17 protein-coding genes are annotated in these 21083 nt (G+C 67.5%); 7 read left to right on the plus strand and 10 right to left on the minus strand.

Annotation, left to right across the window (positions count from 1 at the left end):
* Positions 1–12: 12 nt before the first annotated feature.
* From KDJ86_RS10530 to KDJ86_RS10545, 4 genes are all read right to left on the minus strand, one after another.
* A complete protein-coding gene (locus KDJ86_RS10530; RefSeq protein ID WP_291745429.1) occupies positions 13–918 on the minus strand; it encodes an ankyrin repeat domain-containing protein in 906 nt (301 codons plus the stop codon).
* 114 nt (positions 919–1032) lie between these two features.
* Positions 1033–2223 carry a hypothetical protein gene (locus KDJ86_RS10535; protein ID WP_291745352.1) on the minus strand — a complete coding sequence of 397 codons (1191 nt, stop codon included), beginning with the start codon at positions 2221–2223 and terminating at the stop codon, positions 1033–1035.
* 148 nt (positions 2224–2371) lie between these two features.
* On the minus strand, positions 2372–3745 hold the full coding sequence (locus KDJ86_RS10540) for a porin family protein (RefSeq protein WP_291745354.1): 1374 nt from the start codon (positions 3743–3745) through the stop codon (positions 2372–2374).
* A 107-nt stretch (positions 3746–3852) separates the two neighbouring features.
* Complete coding sequence (locus KDJ86_RS10545; protein ID WP_291745356.1) at positions 3853–4752, minus strand: agmatine deiminase family protein; 900 nt, start codon at positions 4750–4752, stop codon at positions 3853–3855.
* A 247-nt stretch (positions 4753–4999) separates the two neighbouring features.
* On the opposite strand from KDJ86_RS10545, the gene KDJ86_RS10550 reads away from it, so the two are divergent.
* Both KDJ86_RS10550 and KDJ86_RS10555 read left to right on the plus strand, forming a co-directional pair.
* Positions 5000–5479: a VOC family protein gene (locus tag KDJ86_RS10550; protein WP_291745358.1), complete on the plus strand. Its 480-nt coding sequence runs from the start codon at positions 5000–5002 to the stop codon at positions 5477–5479.
* A gap of 185 nt (positions 5480–5664) precedes the next feature.
* On the plus strand, positions 5665–7839 hold the full coding sequence (locus KDJ86_RS10555; protein ID WP_291745360.1) for a primosomal protein N': 2175 nt from the start codon (positions 5665–5667) through the stop codon (positions 7837–7839).
* Positions 7840–7899: 60 nt separating this feature from the next.
* Here the strand turns inward: KDJ86_RS10555 and KDJ86_RS10560 are convergent, their stop codons facing one another.
* Positions 7900–10044, minus strand: coding sequence for a polyprenyl synthetase family protein (locus KDJ86_RS10560; RefSeq protein ID WP_291745362.1), 2145 nt, complete (start codon positions 10042–10044; stop codon positions 7900–7902).
* 146 nt (positions 10045–10190) lie between these two features.
* Positions 10191–11174 (minus strand): DUF817 domain-containing protein, encoded by a 984-nt coding sequence (locus KDJ86_RS10565; RefSeq protein WP_291745364.1) that lies wholly within the window; start codon positions 11172–11174, stop codon positions 10191–10193.
* 409 nt (positions 11175–11583) lie between these two features.
* On the opposite strand from KDJ86_RS10565, the gene KDJ86_RS10570 reads away from it, so the two are divergent.
* The 5 genes from KDJ86_RS10570 to KDJ86_RS10590 all read left to right on the plus strand — a co-directional run bounded on the left by KDJ86_RS10570 (position 11584) and on the right by KDJ86_RS10590 (position 16546).
* Positions 11584–12144, plus strand: coding sequence for a F0F1 ATP synthase subunit delta (locus tag KDJ86_RS10570; RefSeq protein ID WP_291745366.1), 561 nt, complete (start codon positions 11584–11586; stop codon positions 12142–12144).
* A complete protein-coding gene (gene atpA, locus KDJ86_RS10575) occupies positions 12144–13673 on the plus strand; it encodes a F0F1 ATP synthase subunit alpha (protein ID WP_291745368.1) in 1530 nt (509 codons plus the stop codon). The genes KDJ86_RS10570 and atpA overlap by 1 nt, the downstream gene beginning before the upstream one ends.
* Positions 13674–13708: 35 nt before the next feature.
* Positions 13709–14593: a F0F1 ATP synthase subunit gamma gene (locus tag KDJ86_RS10580; RefSeq protein WP_291745370.1), complete on the plus strand. Its 885-nt coding sequence runs from the start codon at positions 13709–13711 to the stop codon at positions 14591–14593.
* Positions 14594–14616: 23 nt separating this feature from the next.
* Entirely contained in the window at positions 14617–16083 is a 1467-nt protein-coding gene (atpD, locus tag KDJ86_RS10585; RefSeq protein ID WP_291745372.1) for a F0F1 ATP synthase subunit beta, read from the plus strand.
* A gap of 61 nt (positions 16084–16144) precedes the next feature.
* Entirely contained in the window at positions 16145–16546 is a 402-nt protein-coding gene (locus KDJ86_RS10590) for a F0F1 ATP synthase subunit epsilon (protein WP_291745374.1), read from the plus strand.
* A gap of 74 nt (positions 16547–16620) precedes the next feature.
* Here the strand turns inward: KDJ86_RS10590 and KDJ86_RS10595 are convergent, their stop codons facing one another.
* From KDJ86_RS10595 to KDJ86_RS10610, 4 genes are all read right to left on the minus strand, one after another.
* A complete protein-coding gene (locus KDJ86_RS10595; protein WP_291745376.1) occupies positions 16621–17118 on the minus strand; it encodes an RNA pyrophosphohydrolase in 498 nt (165 codons plus the stop codon).
* A 38-nt stretch (positions 17119–17156) separates the two neighbouring features.
* Positions 17157–18290: a divergent polysaccharide deacetylase family protein gene (locus KDJ86_RS10600; RefSeq protein WP_291745377.1), complete on the minus strand. Its 1134-nt coding sequence runs from the start codon at positions 18288–18290 to the stop codon at positions 17157–17159.
* A gap of 73 nt (positions 18291–18363) precedes the next feature.
* Positions 18364–19710, minus strand: a complete 1347-nt coding sequence (locus KDJ86_RS10605) for a S41 family peptidase (protein ID WP_291745378.1) — start codon at positions 19708–19710, stop codon at positions 18364–18366.
* A complete protein-coding gene (locus tag KDJ86_RS10610; RefSeq protein WP_291745379.1) occupies positions 19707–21005 on the minus strand; it encodes a murein hydrolase activator EnvC family protein in 1299 nt (432 codons plus the stop codon). Before KDJ86_RS10610 ends, KDJ86_RS10605 begins: the two co-directional genes overlap by 4 nt.
* Positions 21006–21083: the final 78 nt, after the last annotated feature.

Raw genomic sequence — 21083 nt, forward strand, 5'->3', positions numbered from 1 at the left:
TCGCCGCGCCGGCTAGGGGCGCTCGGGCAGTGGAGGCGGATCCGCGCTGCGCTGCCTGAGATAGGCAATCAGGTCCGCCCTTTCGGCGGGGTCCTTGATCCCGCCGATGCGCATGCCGCCGCCAGGCACATAATCCATTGGCGCGGCGATGTATGCGTTGATTTCCGCGAGCGTCCAGGTGCCGATCAGCCGCTCGCCGGCGGCCGAGTATCTGAAACCCTCGACGCTCGATTTCTCGCGCCCGAGCATGGCCCACAGATTCGGGCCGATGCGCGTCGGCGCGCCCTCGGCGATCGTGTGGCAGCGGATGCAGGCGGTCTCGAAGATAGCCTTGCCGGCGTCAGGGTCGGCTGACGCCATGAGCCCGGCGACCGGTTCGACGACCGACCGCCTTGCGCCATAGGCCTGTAGAAGGTCAACGATATCGAAGTGGCCGAATTGGCCGGCGGCAATAACCGGCGTGTCGCCCGGCCGATGGTCATCGGGCTCGCTCCGCGCATTCACGTCGGCGCCATTCTCAATCAGCAATGCGACGATGGCGGCGTCGCCACCCTCGGCAGCGGAGTGCAACGCGGTCCGGCCATCGGCGTCGGCGGCCTGCACGTCCGCACCGACGGCGATCAGCGCGGCGACGACGGGCTCGTTACGCTTGTAGGCCGCCGCCTGGAGGGGGGTGCCGAGACGGCCGTTCTCAAGGTTCACGTCGGCGCCGGCGGCGACGAGCAATTCGGCGATCTCACGGGTTCCGCCGACCGCCGCCCGGTGAAGTGGCGTGCCAAGTCGAGGGTCGTTCTCGTTGACGTCCTCGCCCTGCTCGATCAACTGCCGAATCTGCGCCACGTCGCCGGCGTCGACCGCATCGTGAAGCGGGCCGGCTGCCACAGGCGAAACGAGAAACGCCGTCACCGAGGCGAACATTAGCAACCTGGTAATAGGGACCTCCCGACACGGGCTAATGGATGCGGCGAGTGTAGCACGAACTGCGACCGGTTGGCAGCGCCGGCGCGGACGAGGGATCGACCCCGCCTCAGGTCAGTAGAAGCGCTCGAGCTGCCGCCTGGCATGCGCGGAGATGTCGGGATCCGGATCCCGGACGAGGCGCTCGAGAACCGGCCTCATGCCGGCAACCCTGCCGTCGATCTCGGTCGCGCACATCATCGCGATCCAGGCGCGGTCGGCATCGATCAGCCGGGCGACGAATGCCGGTCGCGCGGCATAGTATTCGTGGACGTAGAACCACAGGGCCTGGGCATTGGGGAGATAGGGAGGGCTCTTCTCCGCGGAGAGGCATTCGAGCACCCAGGCATCGAGGTCGAATGCTTCGAGCGTCTCGTCCGATTCGAGGGTGTAAAGGCCTTCAAGCTCCGAATCGAAGCCCTTGATGAAGCCGCCGGCAATCGCAACGCGGTTCCGCGGCCATGCGGCGAGGCGGGTCAGCAGCGACGCGAGGTCCGGCGCTTCGGGATCGGAGAGCAGCCCGTCGCCGCACAGGGCGCCGAGCCAGACCGCCGCGCCGGCAGCGACCATCGGATGCTGGTTCTCCAGCATCGGGAAGACGTCGCGATGGCAGTCCGCCCAGGAGACCGGTTCAGGATCGTCGGCCCGGTCGGCGAGAATACGAGCGGTTGCGACCGCCGCGGCCGTGCCGGAAAAGCCGAGCCCGCGCGCGTCGAGCCCCTTCGACCACCGGGCGATGACATCGCGGAAGACCGGGTAGCCGTCGCGGGCAACGTCCCAGCAAAGCTTGAAATGACAGGCGGGTGCTTCGACCATGTCCTCCTCGTAGCGGCGGAGCAGCGGAGCGATGCGCTCCGTGGCGGCCGGCAGATCGAAGGGAATATCGAGTCGGGGCGGAAGCTGGCTGTCGTCGAGGCCCTCGGGGATTTCCTCGCCGCGTTCGACGAACCGGGCGCGGCTCCTGGCGATCCATCCGCGGGTCGAGGCGTCGCGGTCGTAGAGCGTTCGCCCGACCACGTCGAGGGCGACATGGGACAGGTGACCGGCCTGCCAGTCCTCGAGGTGATGGAGATCGACGACGGGGCCGCCCTCGGCGGTTCCGGAGAGGCGGTAGCAGATCGAATAGAGCCGGGTCAGTTCCTCCGCCGTGACGCCGGAGGGAATGACCAGCTCGCCAAAGGCCCCGACCAGCAGATCGTAGGCGGGACGTGGTTCGGCCAGCACCGCCTCGAAACGGGCCAGTATTTCCGCGATCGGTCGTGACATCACCGCCCTCCGCCGCCGTTCGCCGCCTCCGGCGGCGGTGAAACGCCGGCATCACACTGTGATGCGGCCCTCCGGACAAGAGACGCGGTTCACACCCGGCGGCGCGCGCCAAAGCGATGAGACAGCCAACGACCAGCAACGTCCGGGGTCAGAACTTCACCCGCGCTCCGGCGAAGACGACATTCATGTCGTCGCCCTTCGTTCCGCCGACATCGGCCTGGATCGAGTTGTAGGTGATGTAGAGCGACATCGCGGCGGCATCGATATTCTGGACCAGGCCAAGTCCCCAGTTCTCGGTGCTGCTGTCCTTGAGGAAATAGGCGCCCGCGTTGGCGCCGTTGTCGGTCTCGCCGTATTCGCCGTAAAGCGCCGTCTTGCCGATGCCGAAGACGTTCCGGCTGATGCCGGCCTGAAGGTAGTAGGCGGATGCATTATCGGTCTCGCCAAAGCCCGGCTTGAACTTCGCATCGCGGTTGATGCCGTTGAGGCTCGCCGACGCGAAGAGCCCGGTCGGCACATGCTGGATCGAGCCGCCCCATGTCAGGTTCGACTGGCTGAGGTGGTCGCCCTCGCGGTCATAGTCCTGATACGCGAGGCCGGTCGCGACGCGGATGGAGCCGAACTGCCCGGCGTAGCGCAGGGCTACGTCCCAGTAGTCCTTTGCGTCCGGCGGGGCGCCGACATGGCTTGCCTCGCCCCAGGAACCACTCACCGAGAAGCCGGCGAAGGTCGGCGAGTCATAGCGAATGCGCGTGCCGCGGGTGACGCCGGTGACGTCGGGCGCTACGTCGTTCAGCGTGTAATAGGTGCCGCGAACCTGGTGCCAGCCGCCCTTGAGGGTCGGATCGTTGTTGGTGACCGCACCGGTGCCGCCGAGCGTGATGCTGCCGATATCGGCGGCCGCCGTCTCGCCGAGACCGACCGAGATCTTCCCGAATAACGGCCCGCTGACGTAGAGGCTGGCGGAGTTCCAGCAGAAGGCGTCGTCGGGATGCTTCTCGTCGCAGCCGGCATCCTGGTCCTCGTAGCTGGTCAGGATGTCCGAGCGGTTGAACGCGGCAACGAAGGACAGACGCGCGCCGACCGTGAAGTCGGGCGTGACCTCGTATCTGACCCGCGTCCCGAGCTCGTTGAGCGTGGTGCCGTTGGTCGAGAAATAGGAGTCGGTGTCCTTGTAGCCGCTGTCGACATTGAGCCAGCCGAGATTCATCTGGCCGTAGAAGCTGACCTGCCCCCTGCCGCCGGCGAAGGTCAGCGGCGCGAAGCGGCTGGTGACGAGACCGTTGTAATTGGAGATGCCGGAATAGGGGTCGAGGCCCTTGATCAGCGAGCCCATCTTGTAGCCGCCGCCGAAATCCCGCGGCGTGACCGCCGACGGCTGATTGACCAGCGACTCGCGCGGAAGCGTCTCCGTCCGCCTGCGGACCGACTGCGCCTTCGCGGTTTCCGGAATCAGGCTGGCCGGCACGGAGACAAACGCCGCCGATGCCAATGCCAGCGCGGCTGTTACTCGGTCAACCATTATCGCCCCCCGTCGTCTCGACGACACGTCCGCCGGGCCTGGCTGCCAAGTCGGACATAAACAGGCTAATGCGAGATCCGGACGAGGACAACCGGAGTCGGAAGGTCTTAAACAAAAATCGACGCGGTGAGGCAGTGGAGCGATCCCCCCAGGGCGAGGGTCGGCGAGGGCAGGGGGTGTACCCGGAAGCCTTCCTCGGCAAGCAGGCCGGTTGCCTGGGCAAGCGCGTCGGGCGGGGTCATCCCGTAGACCGGCAGGAGCAGGTTGCGGCCGACCTGTATCCAGTTGACGAGGCTCGCGTAGCGATCACCGTCGCGGGCAAGGGGAATACGGAGGCTGCGGGTCGCGGGCCGCAACGCCTTGACGCGATGCTCGATCTCGCGGGCGACCTGCTGGAGCGCCGGGTCCTCGGGATGCCAGGCCACGGCGACGAGATCGGCACGCAGGAAGCGGACGTGAATGTCGGCGTGGCCGGTCGGCTCCTCCGGGAAGGGCTCGAAGACGATCCAGCGCCGGATGCCGAGGTCCGGCGCAAGCGCGTCGACGGCGCCCGCGCCGAGCCGGTTCTCGCGCAGGACGCGGCTGGTCGACAGGGCGATGCCGGCCGGGCCGGCGACCAGATTGCCCTGGGCGATGGCGAGCGGCGCGTGCCGCAGCTCCCGCGCGCTGATCGTCGCGAAGAGGCTGTCATCGAAAGGCCGGTCGGCCTCGATCATCCGCGGCAGGATCCAGCCGACGCCGCCATCCTCGCGCACCGCGATCGGGGCGCGGTCCCGGATCCATGGCGTGTCGTAGGGGGCGGCGACGATGGTGAACCGCCGGGGCCTTGCCTGGCGGGCGACGAAGGCCTGCGACAGGTCCGGATCGGCGCTGAGCAGGATGACGCCGATCCACTCCGACGCGGCCGTGGCGATCGCCTCGAGCAGGCCCAGGAGGGAGGCGTCGTAATGCGGCACCATCAGCGCGCTCGGCCGGGCATAGTCCGGGATGATCAGCGGGGTGGGCACGACGCGGCTCGATCCTCTCGCGAAACGGGACGGCTCCGGCGCGGCCCGGCTGGCCGGGAGTTCACCGCCGCCGGCGCGGCCCCAGGGCCGATCATAGGCGGACGCAAGGCGGCGGCAATCCTTGCCCTTCCCGGTCGTGGCCGACTGCGATCCCGGCCATCTTCGTCCGCGAGGCGCGTATTTTCGGATTGCTCAGACCGGTGCGTGCTAGCCTGCCGGGGTTTCGGCGATGACCGGGGAGGGAAAGATGAGACAATTCGAGGAAGGCGCCGCCATGCAGGTGGCCTTCGTGGTTCGCGACATCGAGGCGGCGATGAAGCGCCACTGGGAGGTCTTCGGCATCGGTCCGTGGGACATCTGGGATTTCAATTCCGATACGGTGCAGGACTATACCTATCGCGGCAAGCCGGCGACCCATTCATGCATCATCGCCTGCGCGTGGCGCGGCGACACCCAGCTGGAACTGATGCAGCCGACCGGCGGCTATTGCATCTATGACGAGTTTCTCGAGGCGCATGGCGAGGGCCTGCACCACATCAAGATGTATTATGCCGACTGCGAGAAGGCCGTCGCCGACTTCACGGCTCGCGGCTACCCGGTGATGCAGAGCGGGCGCTATGACGACGACGAGCATTACTATCTCGATACGGAGAAGGACTTCGGCTACGTCATCGAGCTTGGCAATGCCGGCAAGATGCGGCCGGGGATTCGCCGCTACCCGGCGTGAGATTCGCGGGCCGCTGCGCCTGATCGCCCGTCTTGCCACGCAATGATATTCCTGCGTCGCAAGACGGGGCGAACCTGTCCGCCTGAACCCATACGTTGACGCCGCGCGGCTTCCCTTTGGCGGCGCGGGCCGTCATCGTCGGCCGGGTAACGCCTTTCTGACGACGGACGATTCGGAAAAGACCCTTGCGCCCCGCCGAGACGGTTTCTGTCCTGCTGCCGGTCGCCGTTGCCGGGACCTACAGCTATGCGGTTCCGGACGGGATGACGGCGGCGCCCGGCGACATCGTCGCCGTGCCGCTCGGCACCCGCGAGGTGATCGGCGTCGTCTGGGACGATCCGCCGGATGGGGAGATCGGCCATAACCGGCTGCGGCCGATCGCCGAGCGGCTCGACGTGCCGCCGTTGCTGAAGGAAATCCGCGCCTTCGTCGACTGGATCGCCGACTATACGCTGACGACGCGCGGCATGGTGCTGAGGATGGTGCTGAGGGCGCGGGGCGCGCTCGAACCCGAGGCGCCGATCATCGGGGTCAGGCGCGCCGGCCCGCCGCCGGAACGGATGACGCCGGCGCGGCAGCGCGTGCTCCAGATGCTCGAGGACGGGGCGGCCTGGTCGAAATCGGGGCTCGCGGCGGCGGCGGCGGTAAGCCCGGGCGTCGTCTCCGGGCTGGTCGATGCCGGGACGCTGGAGCCCGTCGCGATACCGGCCCGGCCGGTCGCCCAGCCGCCCGACACGGGATACGCGGCGCCGGTGCTCAACGACGAGCAGCGGGCCGCGGCCGATACGCTCCGCAAAGCGGTCGCCGATGGCGGCTTCTCGGTGACGCTGCTCGACGGCGTCACCGGCTCGGGCAAGACCGAGGTCTATTTCGAGGCGGTGGCGGCGGCGCTCGACAAGGGCAGGCAGGTGCTGGTGCTGATCCCCGAGATCGCCCTGACCTCGGCCTTTCTCGAACGCTTCGCGGCGCGCTTCGGCGTCGCCCCGGCGGAATGGCATTCGGAGGTCGCGCCGCGGATGCGCGACCGGGTGTGGCGGGGCGTGGCGACCGGGCAGGTGAGGGCGGTGATCGGGGCGCGATCGGCGCTGTTCCTGCCCTTCCGGGAGCTCGGGCTGATCGTCGTCGACGAGGAGCACGACCTCGCCTACAAGCAGGAGGACCGCGTCTTCTATAACGCGCGGGACATGGCGGTGGTGCGCGGCCACCTAGCGGGTTTCCCGCTGGTGCTGTCCTCGGCGACGCCGTCGATCGAGAGCCGGGTCAACGCGGATTCGGGACGCTACCGGCGGATCGTGCTCTCCGACCGTTACGCCGCGGCGACGCTGCCGGAGATCGCGGCGATCGACATGCGGGCGACCCAGCCCGAGCGCGGCCGCTTCATCTCGCCGCCGCTGGTCGAGGCGGTGACCGAGACGCTGGCGGAGGAGCAGCAGGCGCTGCTCTTCCTCAACCGGCGGGGCTACGCGCCGCTGACGCTCTGCCGGACCTGCGGCCACCGCTTCCAGTGCCCCAACTGCTCGACCTGGCTGGTCGAGCATCGCTTCCGTGGCGTGCTGCTCTGCCACCATTGCGGCCACTCCGAGCCGCGGCCGGACCACTGCCCGAACTGCGGCGACACCGAGAGCCTGGTCGCGGTCGGACCGGGGGTGGAGCGGCTGGCGGAGGAGGTGACGGCGCGGTTTCCCGAGGCGCGAACCATCGTCATGTCGAGCGATATCGCCGGCGGGGTGCAGCGGCTCCGCCAGGACCTCAAGGCGATCGCCGACGGGGAGGTCGACATCGTCATCGGCACCCAGCTCGTCGCCAAGGGCCACAATTTCCCGCTGCTGACGCTGGTCGGGGTGGTCGACGGCGACCTCGGCCTCGCCTTCGGCGACATGCGGGCGGCGGAGCGGACCTTCCAGCTCCTTTCCCAGGTGACCGGCCGCGCCGGGCGGGCGGGCGGGGCGAGCCGGGCGCTGGTCCAGACCTATGCGCCGGAGCATCCGGTGATCCGCGCCATCGTCTCCGGCGACCGCGAGGCCTTCTATGCGAGCGAGATCGCGGCGCGGCGCTCGGCCGGGCTGCCGCCCTTCGGGCGGCTGGTGGGCATCGTCATCTCCGGCCTCGACCGGGGGGAAACGCAAGCCTACGCGGCGGCCTTCCGCCGGGCGGAACCGCGGGCCGAGGCGATCCAGGTGCTGGGTCCGGCCGAGGCGCCGCTGGCGGTTGTGCGCGGCCGCCACCGCTTCCGGCTGCTCGTCCAGGCGCCGCGCAACACCGACCTCCAGGCCTATCTCCGCGACTGGCTGGCGGCGGCGCCGAAGCCGCGGGGGAACCTGCGGGTCCAGGTGGACATCGACCCGCAGACCTTCATGTAAGGCCGCTCGCCGCGGAACCGGAAAGCCGAGCCGCGCGCGATCGTCGGGACGCTGTCCGGGTCACATGTCGAAGTTCGAGTCGAGAAGGTGGGTGACGAACACCCGCAACATCACCTTCGCGGTCGTCTGGGGGAGGACCTCGGCGAAGGGAGGCCAGGCTGCCTCGACCAGGGCCGTCGCATCGGCACGGCATTGGTCGAAGGCGCCGGATTGCTCGATCAGCTCGATCCCAACCGCCAGGTCGCCGGCCTGGGACGTAGAGCGGAGGCCATCGAGGATGCGGATCAGCTCGGCCTGTCCCGCGCCCTCGAGCAGGGACACCGCCTTGCGCGTCACGTAGGTGACCTTTCCCGACAGGACGTCCTCGCCCCGGGTCTTGCCCCATTCGGGCCTGGTCGAGAAATTCCTGATGTCGTCGAAGATCTGGAAAGCGATGCCCCAGCTTTCGCCGAAGTCCATCGCCGCCTTGCGAATCCTTTCGTCGGTTCCCGCCACGATGCAGTCGATCTCGGAGATCGTCTTCACGGCGGCAGCGGTCTTGTAGGCATGGGCTTGCAGGATGAGCCCGGCAAGCCGGTCTGACGTCCAGAAGGCGGGGCCGCGGACGGTGGCCGCATCGGACCAGTAAAGGTCCTGCGCCTGTCCCATATGCGCCTGCACGAACATGGTGGTGATCGCCCTGTAGATCGCGTCGCGCTGCTCCGGCACCAGCGCCGGGTGGTCGGAAAGGGTGAGGAGCGGAAGGAAATAGAGCTGGTTGCCGGCATTGATCGCGGTGGGCAGGCCGTAGCGGCGATGGATCGTCGGCGCGCCGCGCCGCGTCGCGGAATTGTCCTCAATGTCGTCGATGATCACCGATCCGTTGTGGATGAATTCGGAGATGACCGAGACCAGGGTCTCGTATGGCGCAAGCTCGACGCCGAGGGCGTCGAGCAGCATGAGCCCGTAGACGGGACGCCAGTGCTTGCCGCCGCGATCGAAGAGGTCCCATGCCGGGGTCGCGAGCATTGCGGTCTGGGCGTGGCTGTCGAAGGCCCAGCGCGGCTCTCCGACAAAGCCGGCAAGCCGGTCATCGTCGAGCTCGCGCGGAAGGAAGCGATGCATCGTCGCGTCGATGCGCTCGATCCACTGACGCTGGTAGGACCCGAAGTCGAGGATCAGGCCATAGCCGTTGAGCTCAAGCCGGGCCCGGCCGGTGGCGGGCCGGTCTCCAAGCACGCCCTCGATGCGGCCGACGCCCTCCCAGATCACGTTGGTGACGCCGAAGACGGGGATCTCCTGGCCGTCGGCCAGCGGTTCGAAGACGAGATCGGCGCCGAGCGAGGGAATGGCGATGCGGCAGGCCACCGGATAGGCGATCATCGAATCGGGGCTGACCCATTGACGGAGCGGGGAGATGTCAGCGTCATGCACAGTCCGAGGCAGTTCGCCGGGAGCGAACAGAACGGCCAGACGGCCGACCGCATCCCGCGAATGCATGTTGCGGCGGACCATGACAATGAGGTCGGTGCCGTCATCGAGGTTGATGCCGAGCCAGTCCCAGCCGAGCAGTTCGGCACTGGCGCCGAGCGTCTTCATCCATCCGTAGTCGCCCCACTGATGGTCCATCCAGGCTTCGCCGCGGATGGCCTCGCCGTCGACCGTGCCGGTCAGGGTCAGGCGCGGGCAGCTCTGGTAGGCCATGGCACCCGCGGGCGGGCAGTCGTCATTCAGCCACGTCGCGACCGGGCTTGCCGACATCGCGCAAACCGCACCGTCGTCGGGCATGGAGAACCGCATCGCGATGCCATCGCCGTCCTCGTCGAGAGCGAAGTCGCCCCAGTCGATCGCCAGGCGATCCTTCGCCATGGAGACCGGCCGCGCCGAAAGCAGGATCGGAGAGGGCACCCCGCCACGCTCGATCTCGGCAGTGAAGGCATCGACAAGGTTGCGGTTGATGCCCGCGCCCCGCAGTTCGTCCGGCGCCGCGCGGAGGAAGTGGTCGACCAGGCCGGGGGAGACTTCGCTGCGGACGGTGTGCTCGCCTTTCGCTTCGTCGAAAGACGACAGCAGGAGCATGTGTCCCTCGCCATTGCCGTCCCGCGATGCCTGGCGAAAGACCGAGGCTATGAAATCGCGCCGGTGACCGTCCGCCATCTCGAACCAGCCATGCACGAACCACCACTCGATCGACGAGCCGCTCCGCGGCGCAAGTTTCGGCGCCATGAACCAACAACCCCCGATTTATCCCCACCGCGACCGTATACGAGTGTTTCGCGGTTAGCGACGGCGGCGAGCATGGCCCGCATTCCGGTCGGGGACGGCTCCAGGAGAGGGACAGCGGGGCGGCAGCGCCAGCGCGACGCCGCGGTTCACGGGGCGCGGCGGTTGTCGCGGGCAGGGCCTTCTTCGCGTGCCTGATAGTCGCGGCGCTTGATCAGCGCCACCAGCGCGAAGCTGATGATGACGAGCAGGAACCACGAGCCGAGCTTCGGCAGCCCGACGATGGTCCATGCCTCCCGCTGGCCGGGATAGAGCCAGGTCCGCGTGTAGGTGCCGATGTTCTCCGCGAACCAGATGAAGGCGGCGATGAGGACGAATCCGAGGAGAAGCGGCATCCAGCGCGCCTTCCGCCAGACGACGAAGTAGACCCTGGTCCGCCAGAGCAGCGCTGCCGCCGCCGCGAACAGCACGAGGCGGAGGTCGACGACATAGTGGTGGGTGAAGAAGTTGGCGTAGCTCGCCGCGCTCACGAGCCCGAGCGCCCAGAGCGGCGGCTGGCCGGTGAAGCGGAGGTGGAAGAGCCGCCAGGCGCGGCAGAGGTAGCTGCCGATGCAGGAATACATGAAGCCGGTGAAGAGCGGTACGCCGCCAATGTGGAAAAAGCTCGGGTCGGGATAGATCCAGGACCCCTGGGCGGTCTTGAAGATCTCCATCACGGTGCCGACGATGTGGTAGGCGAGGATGACCTTCGCTTCCTCGAAGGTCTCGAGCCGGAAGGCGAGCAGACCCGCCTGCACGGTCAGCGCAGCGAGGAAGAGGAAGTCGTAGCGCGCCAGCGCGGCGTCCCGCGGGTACCAATAGTGGGTGGCGATCAGGAGGGCGAGCATGATGCCGCCGAAGAGGCACGCCCAGGCCTGCTTCATGCCGAAACGGAGGAACTCGTAGCCGGCGGCGGCAAAAGGGCCGCGCGCCATCATCCGCCCGGCGAAACGGCGCTCGGCGGCTACGTAGGGGCGCAGGAATCCCCACGCGGCGGCGGCGCTTTCCGGCGAGCCCGCGAAGCGGTCGCCAACCCGGCGGACCGCGCCATGCACCCTGCGCGGGAAATCGCGTATCCCGGTTGTTTCTGACAAGCGCCCCTGCCGGTTACCTTTCCCGCCATGCCGGAGGACGACTGGCCGGCCCCGGTGCGCGATCCGCTACCCAGCTTGTGCCCCTCTTGTCGGGCGATTTCGGGGCAGGAAAGCCGATGGCGGTCATGCGGGCGCAGGTCCGCCCGAATGGCGGGACCGGCGATCCGTCACCAATCGAGGCGCGCCCGTGCGGATCATTTCGCTGCGCCGCGACAGGACAACCGAATTCCGTGCGTTTCGCCATGTTGCCCTGACTACGGGCCTATGCTAATCGAACCGGCGAAATAAGGGGCGGGGCTGGTCAGGCAAACGTCGCGTCAGCCCAAGACTTCAATCCGTTCAAGGCCTTGAACAGAAACAAGCCGGGCTTCGCGATAAGGGGCCTCGCACGTCGGAGAACTGGGGACAGGTGGCGGACAATTCATCTCCCGTTTCGGGGCTGGCAGAGCGCTACGCAACCGCTCTGTTCGAACTGGCCGAGGATGACAAGGCGCTGGCGGCGCTCGAGACGGATGTGGGGCGTTTCGCCACCATGCACGACGAGAGCGACGATCTCCAGAGCTTCATCCGCAGCCCGATCTATTCGGCCGAGGAGCAGCTTCGCGGCATCACCGCGGTGCTCGAGAAGGCGGAAGTCACCGGAACGGTCGGCAATTTCTTCAAGGTGGTGGCCGGCAACAGGCGGCTCTTCGCGGTTCCCGAGATCATCACCGCCTTCCGCCGGCTGATGGCCGAGAAGCGCGGCGAGACGACGGCGCAGGTGACCAGCGCCGAGCCGCTGACCGACGACCAGATCGCGTCGCTCAAGGCCGCCCTGAAAGAATCCCTCGGCAAGGATGTCGCCCTCGACATCCGTGTCGATCCCGCGCTGATCGGCGGGCTGATCGTCAAGGTCGGCAGCCGCATGATCGATTCCTCGCTGAGGACTAAACTCAGTTCACTCAAGCTCGCCATGAAAGAGGTCGGCTGATGGAAATCCGGGCCGCAGAAATCTCCGCGATCCTCAAGGACCAGATCAAGAATTTCGGCAAGGAGGCGGAAGTCTCCGAGGTCGGGCAGGTGCTGTCGGTCGGCGACGGTATCGCGCGCATCTACGGCCTCGACAACGTCCAGGCCGGCGAGATGGTCGAATTCCCCGGCGGCATCCGCGGCATGACGCTGAACCTCGAGACCGACAATGTCGGCGTCGTGATCTTCGGCGACGACCGCGACATCAAGGAAGGCGATACGGTCAAGCGGACCGGCGCGATCGTCGAGGTGCCGGTGGGCAAGGCGCTGCTCGGCCGCGTCGTCGATGGCCTCGGCAATCCGATTGACGGCAAGGGGCCGATCGAGTCCGACGAGCGCAAGCGGGTCGACGTCAAGGCGCCGGGCATCATTCCGCGCCAGTCGGTGCACGAGCCGATGCAGACCGGCCTCAAGGCGATCGACGCTCTCATCCCGATCGGCCGCGGCCAGCGCGAGCTGATCATCGGCGACCGCCAGACCGGCAAGACCGCCATCGCCCTCGACACCATCCTCAACCAGAAATCGGTCAACGCGAGCGACGACGAATCGCGCAAGCTCTATTGCGTCTATGTCGCGGTCGGCCAGAAGCGGTCGAGCGTCGCCCAGCTCGTCAAGGTGCTCGAGGAGAACGGCGCGCTCGAATATTCGATCATCGTCGCCGCGACCGCCTCCGACCCGGCGCCGCTGCAGTATCTCGCGCCGTTCACCGGCTGCACCATGGGCGAATTCTTCCGCGACAACGGGATGCACGCCCTGATCATCTATGACGATCTGTCCAAGCAGGCCGTCTCCTACCGCCAGATGTCGCTGCTGCTTCGCCGCCCGCCGGGACGCGAGGCCTATCCGGGCGACGTCTTCTACCTCCATTCGCGGCTGCTGGAGCGCGCCGCCAAGCTCAACGCCGAGAACGGTTCCGGGTCGCTGACCGCGCTGCCGGTCATCGAGACCCAGGCGAACGACGTGTCGGCCTATATCCCGACCAACGTCATCTCGATCACCGACGGCCAGATCTTCCTCGAAACCGACCTTTTCTACCAGGGCATCCGCCCGGCGGTTAACGTCGGCCTCTCGGTGTCGCGCGTCGGTTCCTCGGCGCAGATCAAGGCGATGAAGCAGGTCGCCGGGCCGATCAAGGGCGAGCTGGCCCAGTATCGCGAGATGGCGGCCTTCGCCCAGTTCGGATCGGATCTCGATGCCGCGACGCAGCGGCTCCTGAACCGCGGCGCGCGCCTTACCGAGCTCCTCAAGCAGCCGCAATTCTCGCCGCTCAAGGTCGAGGAGCAGGTGGCCGTCATCTTCGCCGGCGTGAACGGCTATCTCGATGGCCTGCCGGTCGACAAGGTGGGCGAGTTCGAAAGCGGCTTCCTGGCGCTGATGCGCGCCGACCACAAGGATGTCCTCGACGAGATCCGCGAGAAGCGGGAGCTCAACGACGGCCTCACCGAGAAATTGCGGGCGGCGGCCGACGCCTTCGTCAAGGGCTTCGCGTGAGGCTTACCCGGAACCGGATGACAGGCGTCTAGGCGATGGCGAGCCTCAAGGAACTCCGCAACCGTATCGCTTCGGTCAAAGCGACGCAGAAGATCACGCGGGCCATGCAGATGGTCGCGGCATCCAAGCTGCGCCGCGCCCAGGCCGCCGCCGAGGCGGCGCGTCCCTATTCGGTGCGGATGAACACGGTCCTCGCGAATCTGGCCAAGCCGCTGAGGGGGCGCGACGATGCTCCGCGGCTTCTCGCCGGCACCGGTCGCGACGACGTCCACCTGCTGGTGGTCTGCACGGCGGAGCGCGGGCTCTGCGGCGCGTTCAACTCCTCGATCGCCCGACTGGCGCGCGACCATGCCGTCCGCCTTGCCGGAGAAGGCAAGACGGTCAAGATCCTCTGCGTCGGCAAGAAGGGTCACGACATCCTGAAGCGCCGCTTCAGGTCGGAGATCATCGACCTGGTCGACCTGCGCGGCGTCAAGCAGCTCGCCTTCACCGATGCCGACGGCATCGGCAACAGGGTGCGCGATCTCTTTGCCGAGGGCGGCTTCGACGTCTGCACGCTGTTCTTCGCCGAGTTCAAGTCGGTGATCAACCAGGTGCCGACGGCGCTGCAGCTGGTGCCGGCCCAGATCGACAGCGAAGGCGAGGGCGAAGTCGCCGGCGGCGAGGCGGTCTACGAATACGAGCCGGACGAGGAATCGATCCTCACCGACCTGCTGCCGCGCAACCTGTCGGTCCAGATCTTCCGGGCGCTGCTCGAGAACGCGGCCTCCGAGATGGGGGCGAAGATGTCGGCGATGGATAACGCGACCCGCAACGCCGGCGAGATGATCAATGCGCTGACGCTCACCTATAATCGCAGCCGTCAGGCGCAGATCACCAAGGAACTCATCGAAATCATCTCGGGCGCAGAGGCGCTCTGAACGGAATCCAGCAGAGGTAGGTCATGGCGAAGAAGAGCACGACCAAAGAGAATTTCCCCGGCGTCACCGGGCGCATCACCCAGGTCATGGGCGCCGTCGTCGACGTGCAGTTTCCCGAGAATCTGCCGGCGATCCTGAATGCGCTGGAAACTGACAATAACGGCAACCGGCTGGTCCTCGAGGTCGCCCAGCATCTCGGCGAGAACACCGTCCGCACGATCGCGATGGACGTGACCGAGGGCCTGGTGCGCGACCAGGAAGTGGTCGATACCGGCGAGCCGATCGCGGTGCCGGTCGGCGACGAGACGCTCGGCCGGATCATGAATGTCATCGGCCAGCCGGTCGACGAGGCCGGCGAGGTCAAGACCCAGCAGAAGCGCGCCATCCACCAGCCGGCCCCGTCCTATGTCGACCAGTCGACGGAGGCGCAGATCCTGGTCACCGGCATCAAGGTCGTCGACCTGCTCGCGCCTTACGCCCGAGGCGGCAAGATCGGCCTGTTCGGCGGCGCCGGCGTCGGCAAGACGGTGCTGATCCAGGAGCTGATCAACAACGTCGCCAAGGCGCATGGCGGCTATTCGGTCTTCGCCGGCGTCGGCGAGCGGACCCGCGAGGGCAACGACCTCTATCACGAGATGATCGAGTCCGGCGTGAACGTCGACCCGGCCAAGAATAACGGCTCCACCGAGGGCTCCAAGTGCGCCCTGGTGTTCGGCCAGATGAACGAGCCGCCCGGCGCCCGCGCCCGCGTCGGCCTCACCGGCCTGACGGTCGCCGAGTATTTCCGCGATCAGGGCCAGGACGTGCTGTTCTTCGTCGACAACATCTTCCGCTTCACCCAGGCGGGCTCGGAGGTGTCGGCGCTGCTCGGTCGCATCCCGTCGGCGGTGGGCTACCAGCCGACCCTGGCGACCGACATGGGCGCGCTGCAGGAACGCATCACCACCACGACCAAGGGGTCGATCACCTCGGTGCAGGCGATCTACGTGCCCGCCGACGACCTGACCGATCCGGCGCCGGCGACGTCCTTCGCCCACCTTGACGCGACGACCGTGCTCAACCGCGCGATCTCGGAAAAGGGCATCTACCCGGCGGTCGACCCGCTCGATTCGACCTCGCGCATGCTCGATCCGCGCATCGTCGGCGACGAGCATTACGCGGTCGCCCGCCAGGTCCAGGAGGTGCTGCAGCGCTACAAGCAGCTCCAGGACATCATCGCCATTCTCGGCATGGACGAGCTTTCGGAAGAGGACAAGCTGGTCGTCAGCCGCGCCCGCAAGGTCGAGCGCTTCCTGTCGCAGCCCTTCCACGTTGCCGAGGTCTTCACCGGCTCGCCGGGCGTCTTCGTCGATCTCGCCGACACGATCAACGGCTTCAAGCGGCTGGTCAGCGGCGAATTCGACCACCTGCCCGAGCCGGCCTTCTACATGGTCGGGACCATCGAGTCGGCGGTCGAGAAGGCCAAGAAGCTCGCCGCCGAGGCCGCCTAGGCCGGCCAGAAGCAAGCCGTCGACCGGCGCATGGGCGACGGCGTGAAGTCAGGAAACGAAGATGGCTGATCCGTTTCAGTTCGAACTGGTTGCGCCCGAGAAGCTCCTGATATCGGAGCCGGTCAACGAGGTGGTTATCCCGGGAAGCGAGGGCTATTTCACCGTCCTCAAGGGGCATGCCTCCTACATGTCGACGATGCGGCCCGGCGTCGTCGAGGTCGCCCGCGGCAACGCGAGGGACCGGATCTTCGTTCGCGGCGGCTTTGCCGATGTCAATGTCGAAGGGCTGACGATCCTCGCCGAACAGGCGATCCCGCTCGAGGAACTCGATGCGGCGACGCTGGCCCAGGAAGTCCAGAACGCGCAGGAAGACGTCAACGACGCCAAGGACGCCGAGACCAAGGCGGCCGCCGAACTGCGCCTTCACCAGCTCAAGGAAGTCCAGACCGCCAAGGGCGGCTGATATCCCGGCGGAACCGGGCGGGCCATGGCCGGCCCGGGGCCGGGCGCGGGCCTCGCGTCTCCGCGATACCGAATTCAGCCCGAGCCGATATCGGCGAAAGCTTCCGCCACCTGCTCATAGACGGCCCGCTTGAACGGGACGATGAGCTCGGGCAGGCGGGCGAGCGTCTCCCACCGCCATTCCGAGAATTCCCGGGGATCGCCGTCGCCGGGCTCGAGGACGTCGATCTCGGATTCGTCGCCCTCGAAGCGCAGCGCGAACCACTTCTGCTTCTGGCCGCGATAGCGCCCCTTCCACGAGATGCCGACGAGCGCCGGCGGCAGGTCATAGGTCAGCCAGCCCGGTGCCTCGCGGATCAGGCTGACGCTCCTGATCGAAGTCTCCTCATAGAGCTCGCGGAGGGCGGCCTCATACGGGTCCTCGCCCTTGTCGAGGCCGCCCTGGGGCATCTGCCACCAGTGGCCATCGCCTTCGCCCGCGGCTTCCTCGTCGGAACGGCGACCGACCCAGACCCGGCCGTCGGTATTGAACAGGGCGATACCGACGCACGGGCGGTAGGGAAGGTCTTGCATGGGGCTGGCCTTCGGCTTTCCGGCTTTCTTTTTCCTGCTCATGTTCCGTCGGGGTGGACGATGTCCGAGATCGGGACAAGGGCAATGCCGCGGCTCGCGGCGGCCCTGGCGAAGGCGGCGACGCGATCGACGGTGGAGGGGAACGCGGTCGCCGTGGCGATGGCATAGCCGCGCTGCTCGGCGATCGCGACCAGCTGGTCGAGCCGCGCGTCGATGGCGGCCGGCGTGGTGTCGCCGTCGAGGACGAGGTCGGCCTTGAGCACCGGAGCGCTGCTCGACGCGATGTTCATCACCCGGCTGCGCGCCGAGGAGCCATCGTCGAGAAACAGCAGCCCGCGGCCGGCGATATCGCCGATCACCGGGGCGAGCGCCTGATCGTCGCCGGTGAAGCGGGCGCCCATGTAGTTCATCACGCCGACATAGGTGGTGATCTGGCCGAGCAGCCAGTGCAGCCTGCCGAGATTCTTCGACGAGCCGGCGGCGACGGTGAGTGTGTTCGGTCCCGGATCGATGTCCGGGTAGTTATAGGGCTCCATCGGCAACTGGAGCAGGATCTCGTGACCGCCGGCGCGGGCCTCGGCGACCATTGCCGGCTGGTCGTCGCCATAGGGCGGCAGGGCAAGGGTGACCTCGCCCGGAAGGCCGGCGATGGCCGCCTTGCCGGTTTCGCCTTCGATGCCGATGCCGCCAATGACGATCGCGATCCGCTTCATCCCGTCGACATCGCCGACCGGCCGGGCATAGGCCTCGAGCGGCCGGGTGCCGTCGTCGCCGATGCGTGGCAGGAGGCCGCCATCCTCGCCGGGTTCGATCAGGTCCTCGCGCGGCGCCGCGGCGAGGCGGACCGGGCCCGGCCTGCCGGGATCGGTGATGACCACCTCGCCACCACCGACCTCGCCCAGGGTGCCCGTGGGCGTGACCTCGACCAGCGGCTCGGTCTGCCGGGGATAATCGTCGGCCGGCGGCGGGGCGATGCTCGCGGTGGGGCCCGCGTCGGGGGTGTCGACGGCGGCGACGACATGGGCCGGGTCGTCACCGCCCGCAATCAGGAAGACGAGCAGGCCGACGGCAAGGGCAAGGGGAGGGGCGATCAGCGCCACGATGACCAGCCACCTGCGCGGCTTGCGCTGCCGGGGGAGCCCGAGTGGCCTGGTCAGTTCGTCCGCCGCCATGACCGTCCGCGATGGGTGGAAGGAGAATCCCGGCGGCGGGCGACCGCCGCGCCGCCGGGACCGGTATTTTCGGTCAGTTCGGAATTCCGCGAGCCGGGTCCGGTGGGAATTCGCTGTTGACCTGAAGGCCGTTGAGGAGGTCAAGCGCGTAGTGGAGCTGCTTGTCCTCGTCCGGGTCGGCGGGCACGTAGGCCAGCGAGCCGGATTCTTCCTTCTTGCCGTTGTCGGTGTCCTCGCCGACGAGATGGCCCTTGAGGCTCGCTTCGCCGCGCGGCTCGACATTGGCCGCGTCGGCGAGCTCCGGCGGAAGCTCCTGGACGACCTCGATGTCGGGATCGATGCCCTTGGCCTGGATCGACGTGCCGGACGGCGTGTAGTAGCGCGCGGTGGTCAGCCGCAGCGCGCCATTGGCGCCGAGCGGGATGATGGTCTGCACCGATCCCTTGCCGAAGGAGCGGGTGCCGATGATGGTCGCACGGCGGTGATCCTGGAGCGCGCCGGCAACGATCTCGGAGGCCGAGGCCGAACCGCCATTGACGAGGATGATCACCGGCTTGCCACCGGTGATATCGCCGGAATGGGCGTTGTAGCGCTGGGTCTCCTCGGCGTGGCGGCTGCGGGTCGAGACGATCTCGCCGCGGTCGAGGAAGGCGTCCGACACCGCGATCGCCTGGTCGAGCAGGCCGCCGGGATTGTTGCGCAGGTCGATGATGTAGCCCTTGACCTTTGCCTTGCCGAGGTCGTCGTTGATCTTGTCGATCGCTTCCTTCAGGCCGTCGAAGGTCTGCTCGTTGAAGGAACTGATGCGGACGTAGCCGACATCGCCTTCCTCGCGCGAGCGCACCGACTGAAGGGTGATTTCCTCGCGGACGAGATCGACGTCGAAGGGCTTTTCGACATTCTCGCGCTTGATGGTCAGGGTGATCGGGGTGTCGATCGGCCCGCGCATCTTCTCGACCGCCTCGTTGAGCGACAGGCCCTCGATCTGCTCGCCGTCGAGGGCGATGATCAGGTCATTGGCAAGGATACCGGCGCGCTGGGCGGGCGTATCGTCGATCGGCGATACGACCTTGATGACGCCGTCCTCCATGGTCACCTCGATGCCGAGACCACCGAACTTGCCGCTGGTCTGGACCTGCATGTCCTTGAAGTTCTTGGGGCTGAGATAGCTGGAATGGGGATCGAGCCCGGCCAGCATGCCGTTGATCGCCGATTCGATCAGCGCGTTCTCGTCCGGCGTCTCGACATAGTCGGCGCGAATCCGCTCGAAAACGTCGCCGAAGAGGTTCAGTTCCCGATAGGTGTCAGCCGAGGCCGCATTCGCGGCGCTGCCAGAGAAGAACTGCGTCTGGGTCAGCGACACGGCGACGATCGCACCCAGCGCGGCGCCCGCGAGTAGAAGTGAGGCTTTGCGTATCATCCGCCAACCTTTTCGTCATCTGTTGCGGCCCACCACGGGGCCGGATCAATCGAAGTTCCATCTTTCCGGAACTCGATATAGAGCACGGGCTGGGTCGAAACTATGTCCACGTCGCCGGCACTCGCAAGTTTTGGCGAAGCCATCATCGCCACTGGCTCGCCGGCTAGTACGAATTGGCCGAGCTGGACGTTGATCTGGTCCATGCCCGCCAGGAGCACATGATACCCGTCGCCCGCGTTGATGATCAAGAGTTTGCCATAGCTGCGGAAGGGCCCGGCGTAGACGATCCAGCCGTCCGAAGGGGCGTTGACCTGGGCATTCGGCCGGGTCGCGACGGACATGCCCTCGCTGCGGTTGCCGAGCCCGTCGGCCTCACCATAGGCGCGAATGGTCTTGCCGCTGGCGGGCAGCGGCAGGAGGCCGCGGGCGTCGGCAAAGGCGACCGCCGGGGCGAGCCGGTCCGATTCGCCGAGCGAATCGGGGGGAACCCGGTTTTTGGCGATTTCGGCGGCTTCCCGCCGCTTTGCGGCTGCCGCGTCGGCCTCGGCCTTGGCGCGGGCGGCGGCGGCCACCTCCTTTTCCATCCGGGCGATCAGATCCTTGAGGCTCGTCGCCTGCTCGGCGAGCTGGGTGGCGCGCCGCTCCTGCTCGGCGAGCTGGGCGGCCGAGGCATCGCGCTGCTTCTGGCGCTCGGCGATGAGGAATTCGGTACGGGCGCGATCCTCGGCGAGCGATTCCATGTCGTTCCGCATGCGGTCGCGCTCGCGGGCGAGTTCATTTTTCAGTGATACCAGCTGGCCGAGCTCGGCGGAGAGCTTGTCGGCGGCCTTGCGCAGGTCGGGCACCACGGCACCGAGGAGAATCGCGCTCCTGACCGAGGTGAGTGCGTCTTCCGGCCGCACCAGGATCGCCGGGGGCGGACGCCGGCCAATCCGCTGCAGGGCGGCGAGGACCTCGCCGAGAACGCCGCGCTGCCGGGCCAGCGAGGCCCTGAGGGCATCCTCGTTCTTCACCAGGGCCTTGATTCGCGTCTCGGTCTCGCCGATCCGGCCTTCCATCGACTGGACGCGCTTGCCGGCCTCGATCAAGGCCTGGTTGAGGGTCCCGCGATCCTTGTCGAGCGCCTCGATCTCGGCCCGCAACTCGGCAAGGCGCTCGTCGGTCAGCGCGATGTCGCGGGCAACCTGCTCAAGCTCCGCCTGGCGGGCGGCGCGGGCGGCCTTCGCCATCTCCGCCGGATCCTCGGCGGCGGCCAAGGCCGGCGGCGCGGCGAGCGCCACCGCGGCCAGAACCATGCCGGCGGTCCATCGCGACCTGAAATCAACCACAATCGGCCCCAAATCCATCCTTCCTTCGACAGGGTAGGACCAGCA

It is taken from the genome of Bauldia sp. (assembly GCF_020442045.1).
Lineage (GTDB): Bacteria > Pseudomonadota > Alphaproteobacteria > Rhizobiales > Kaistiaceae > Bauldia.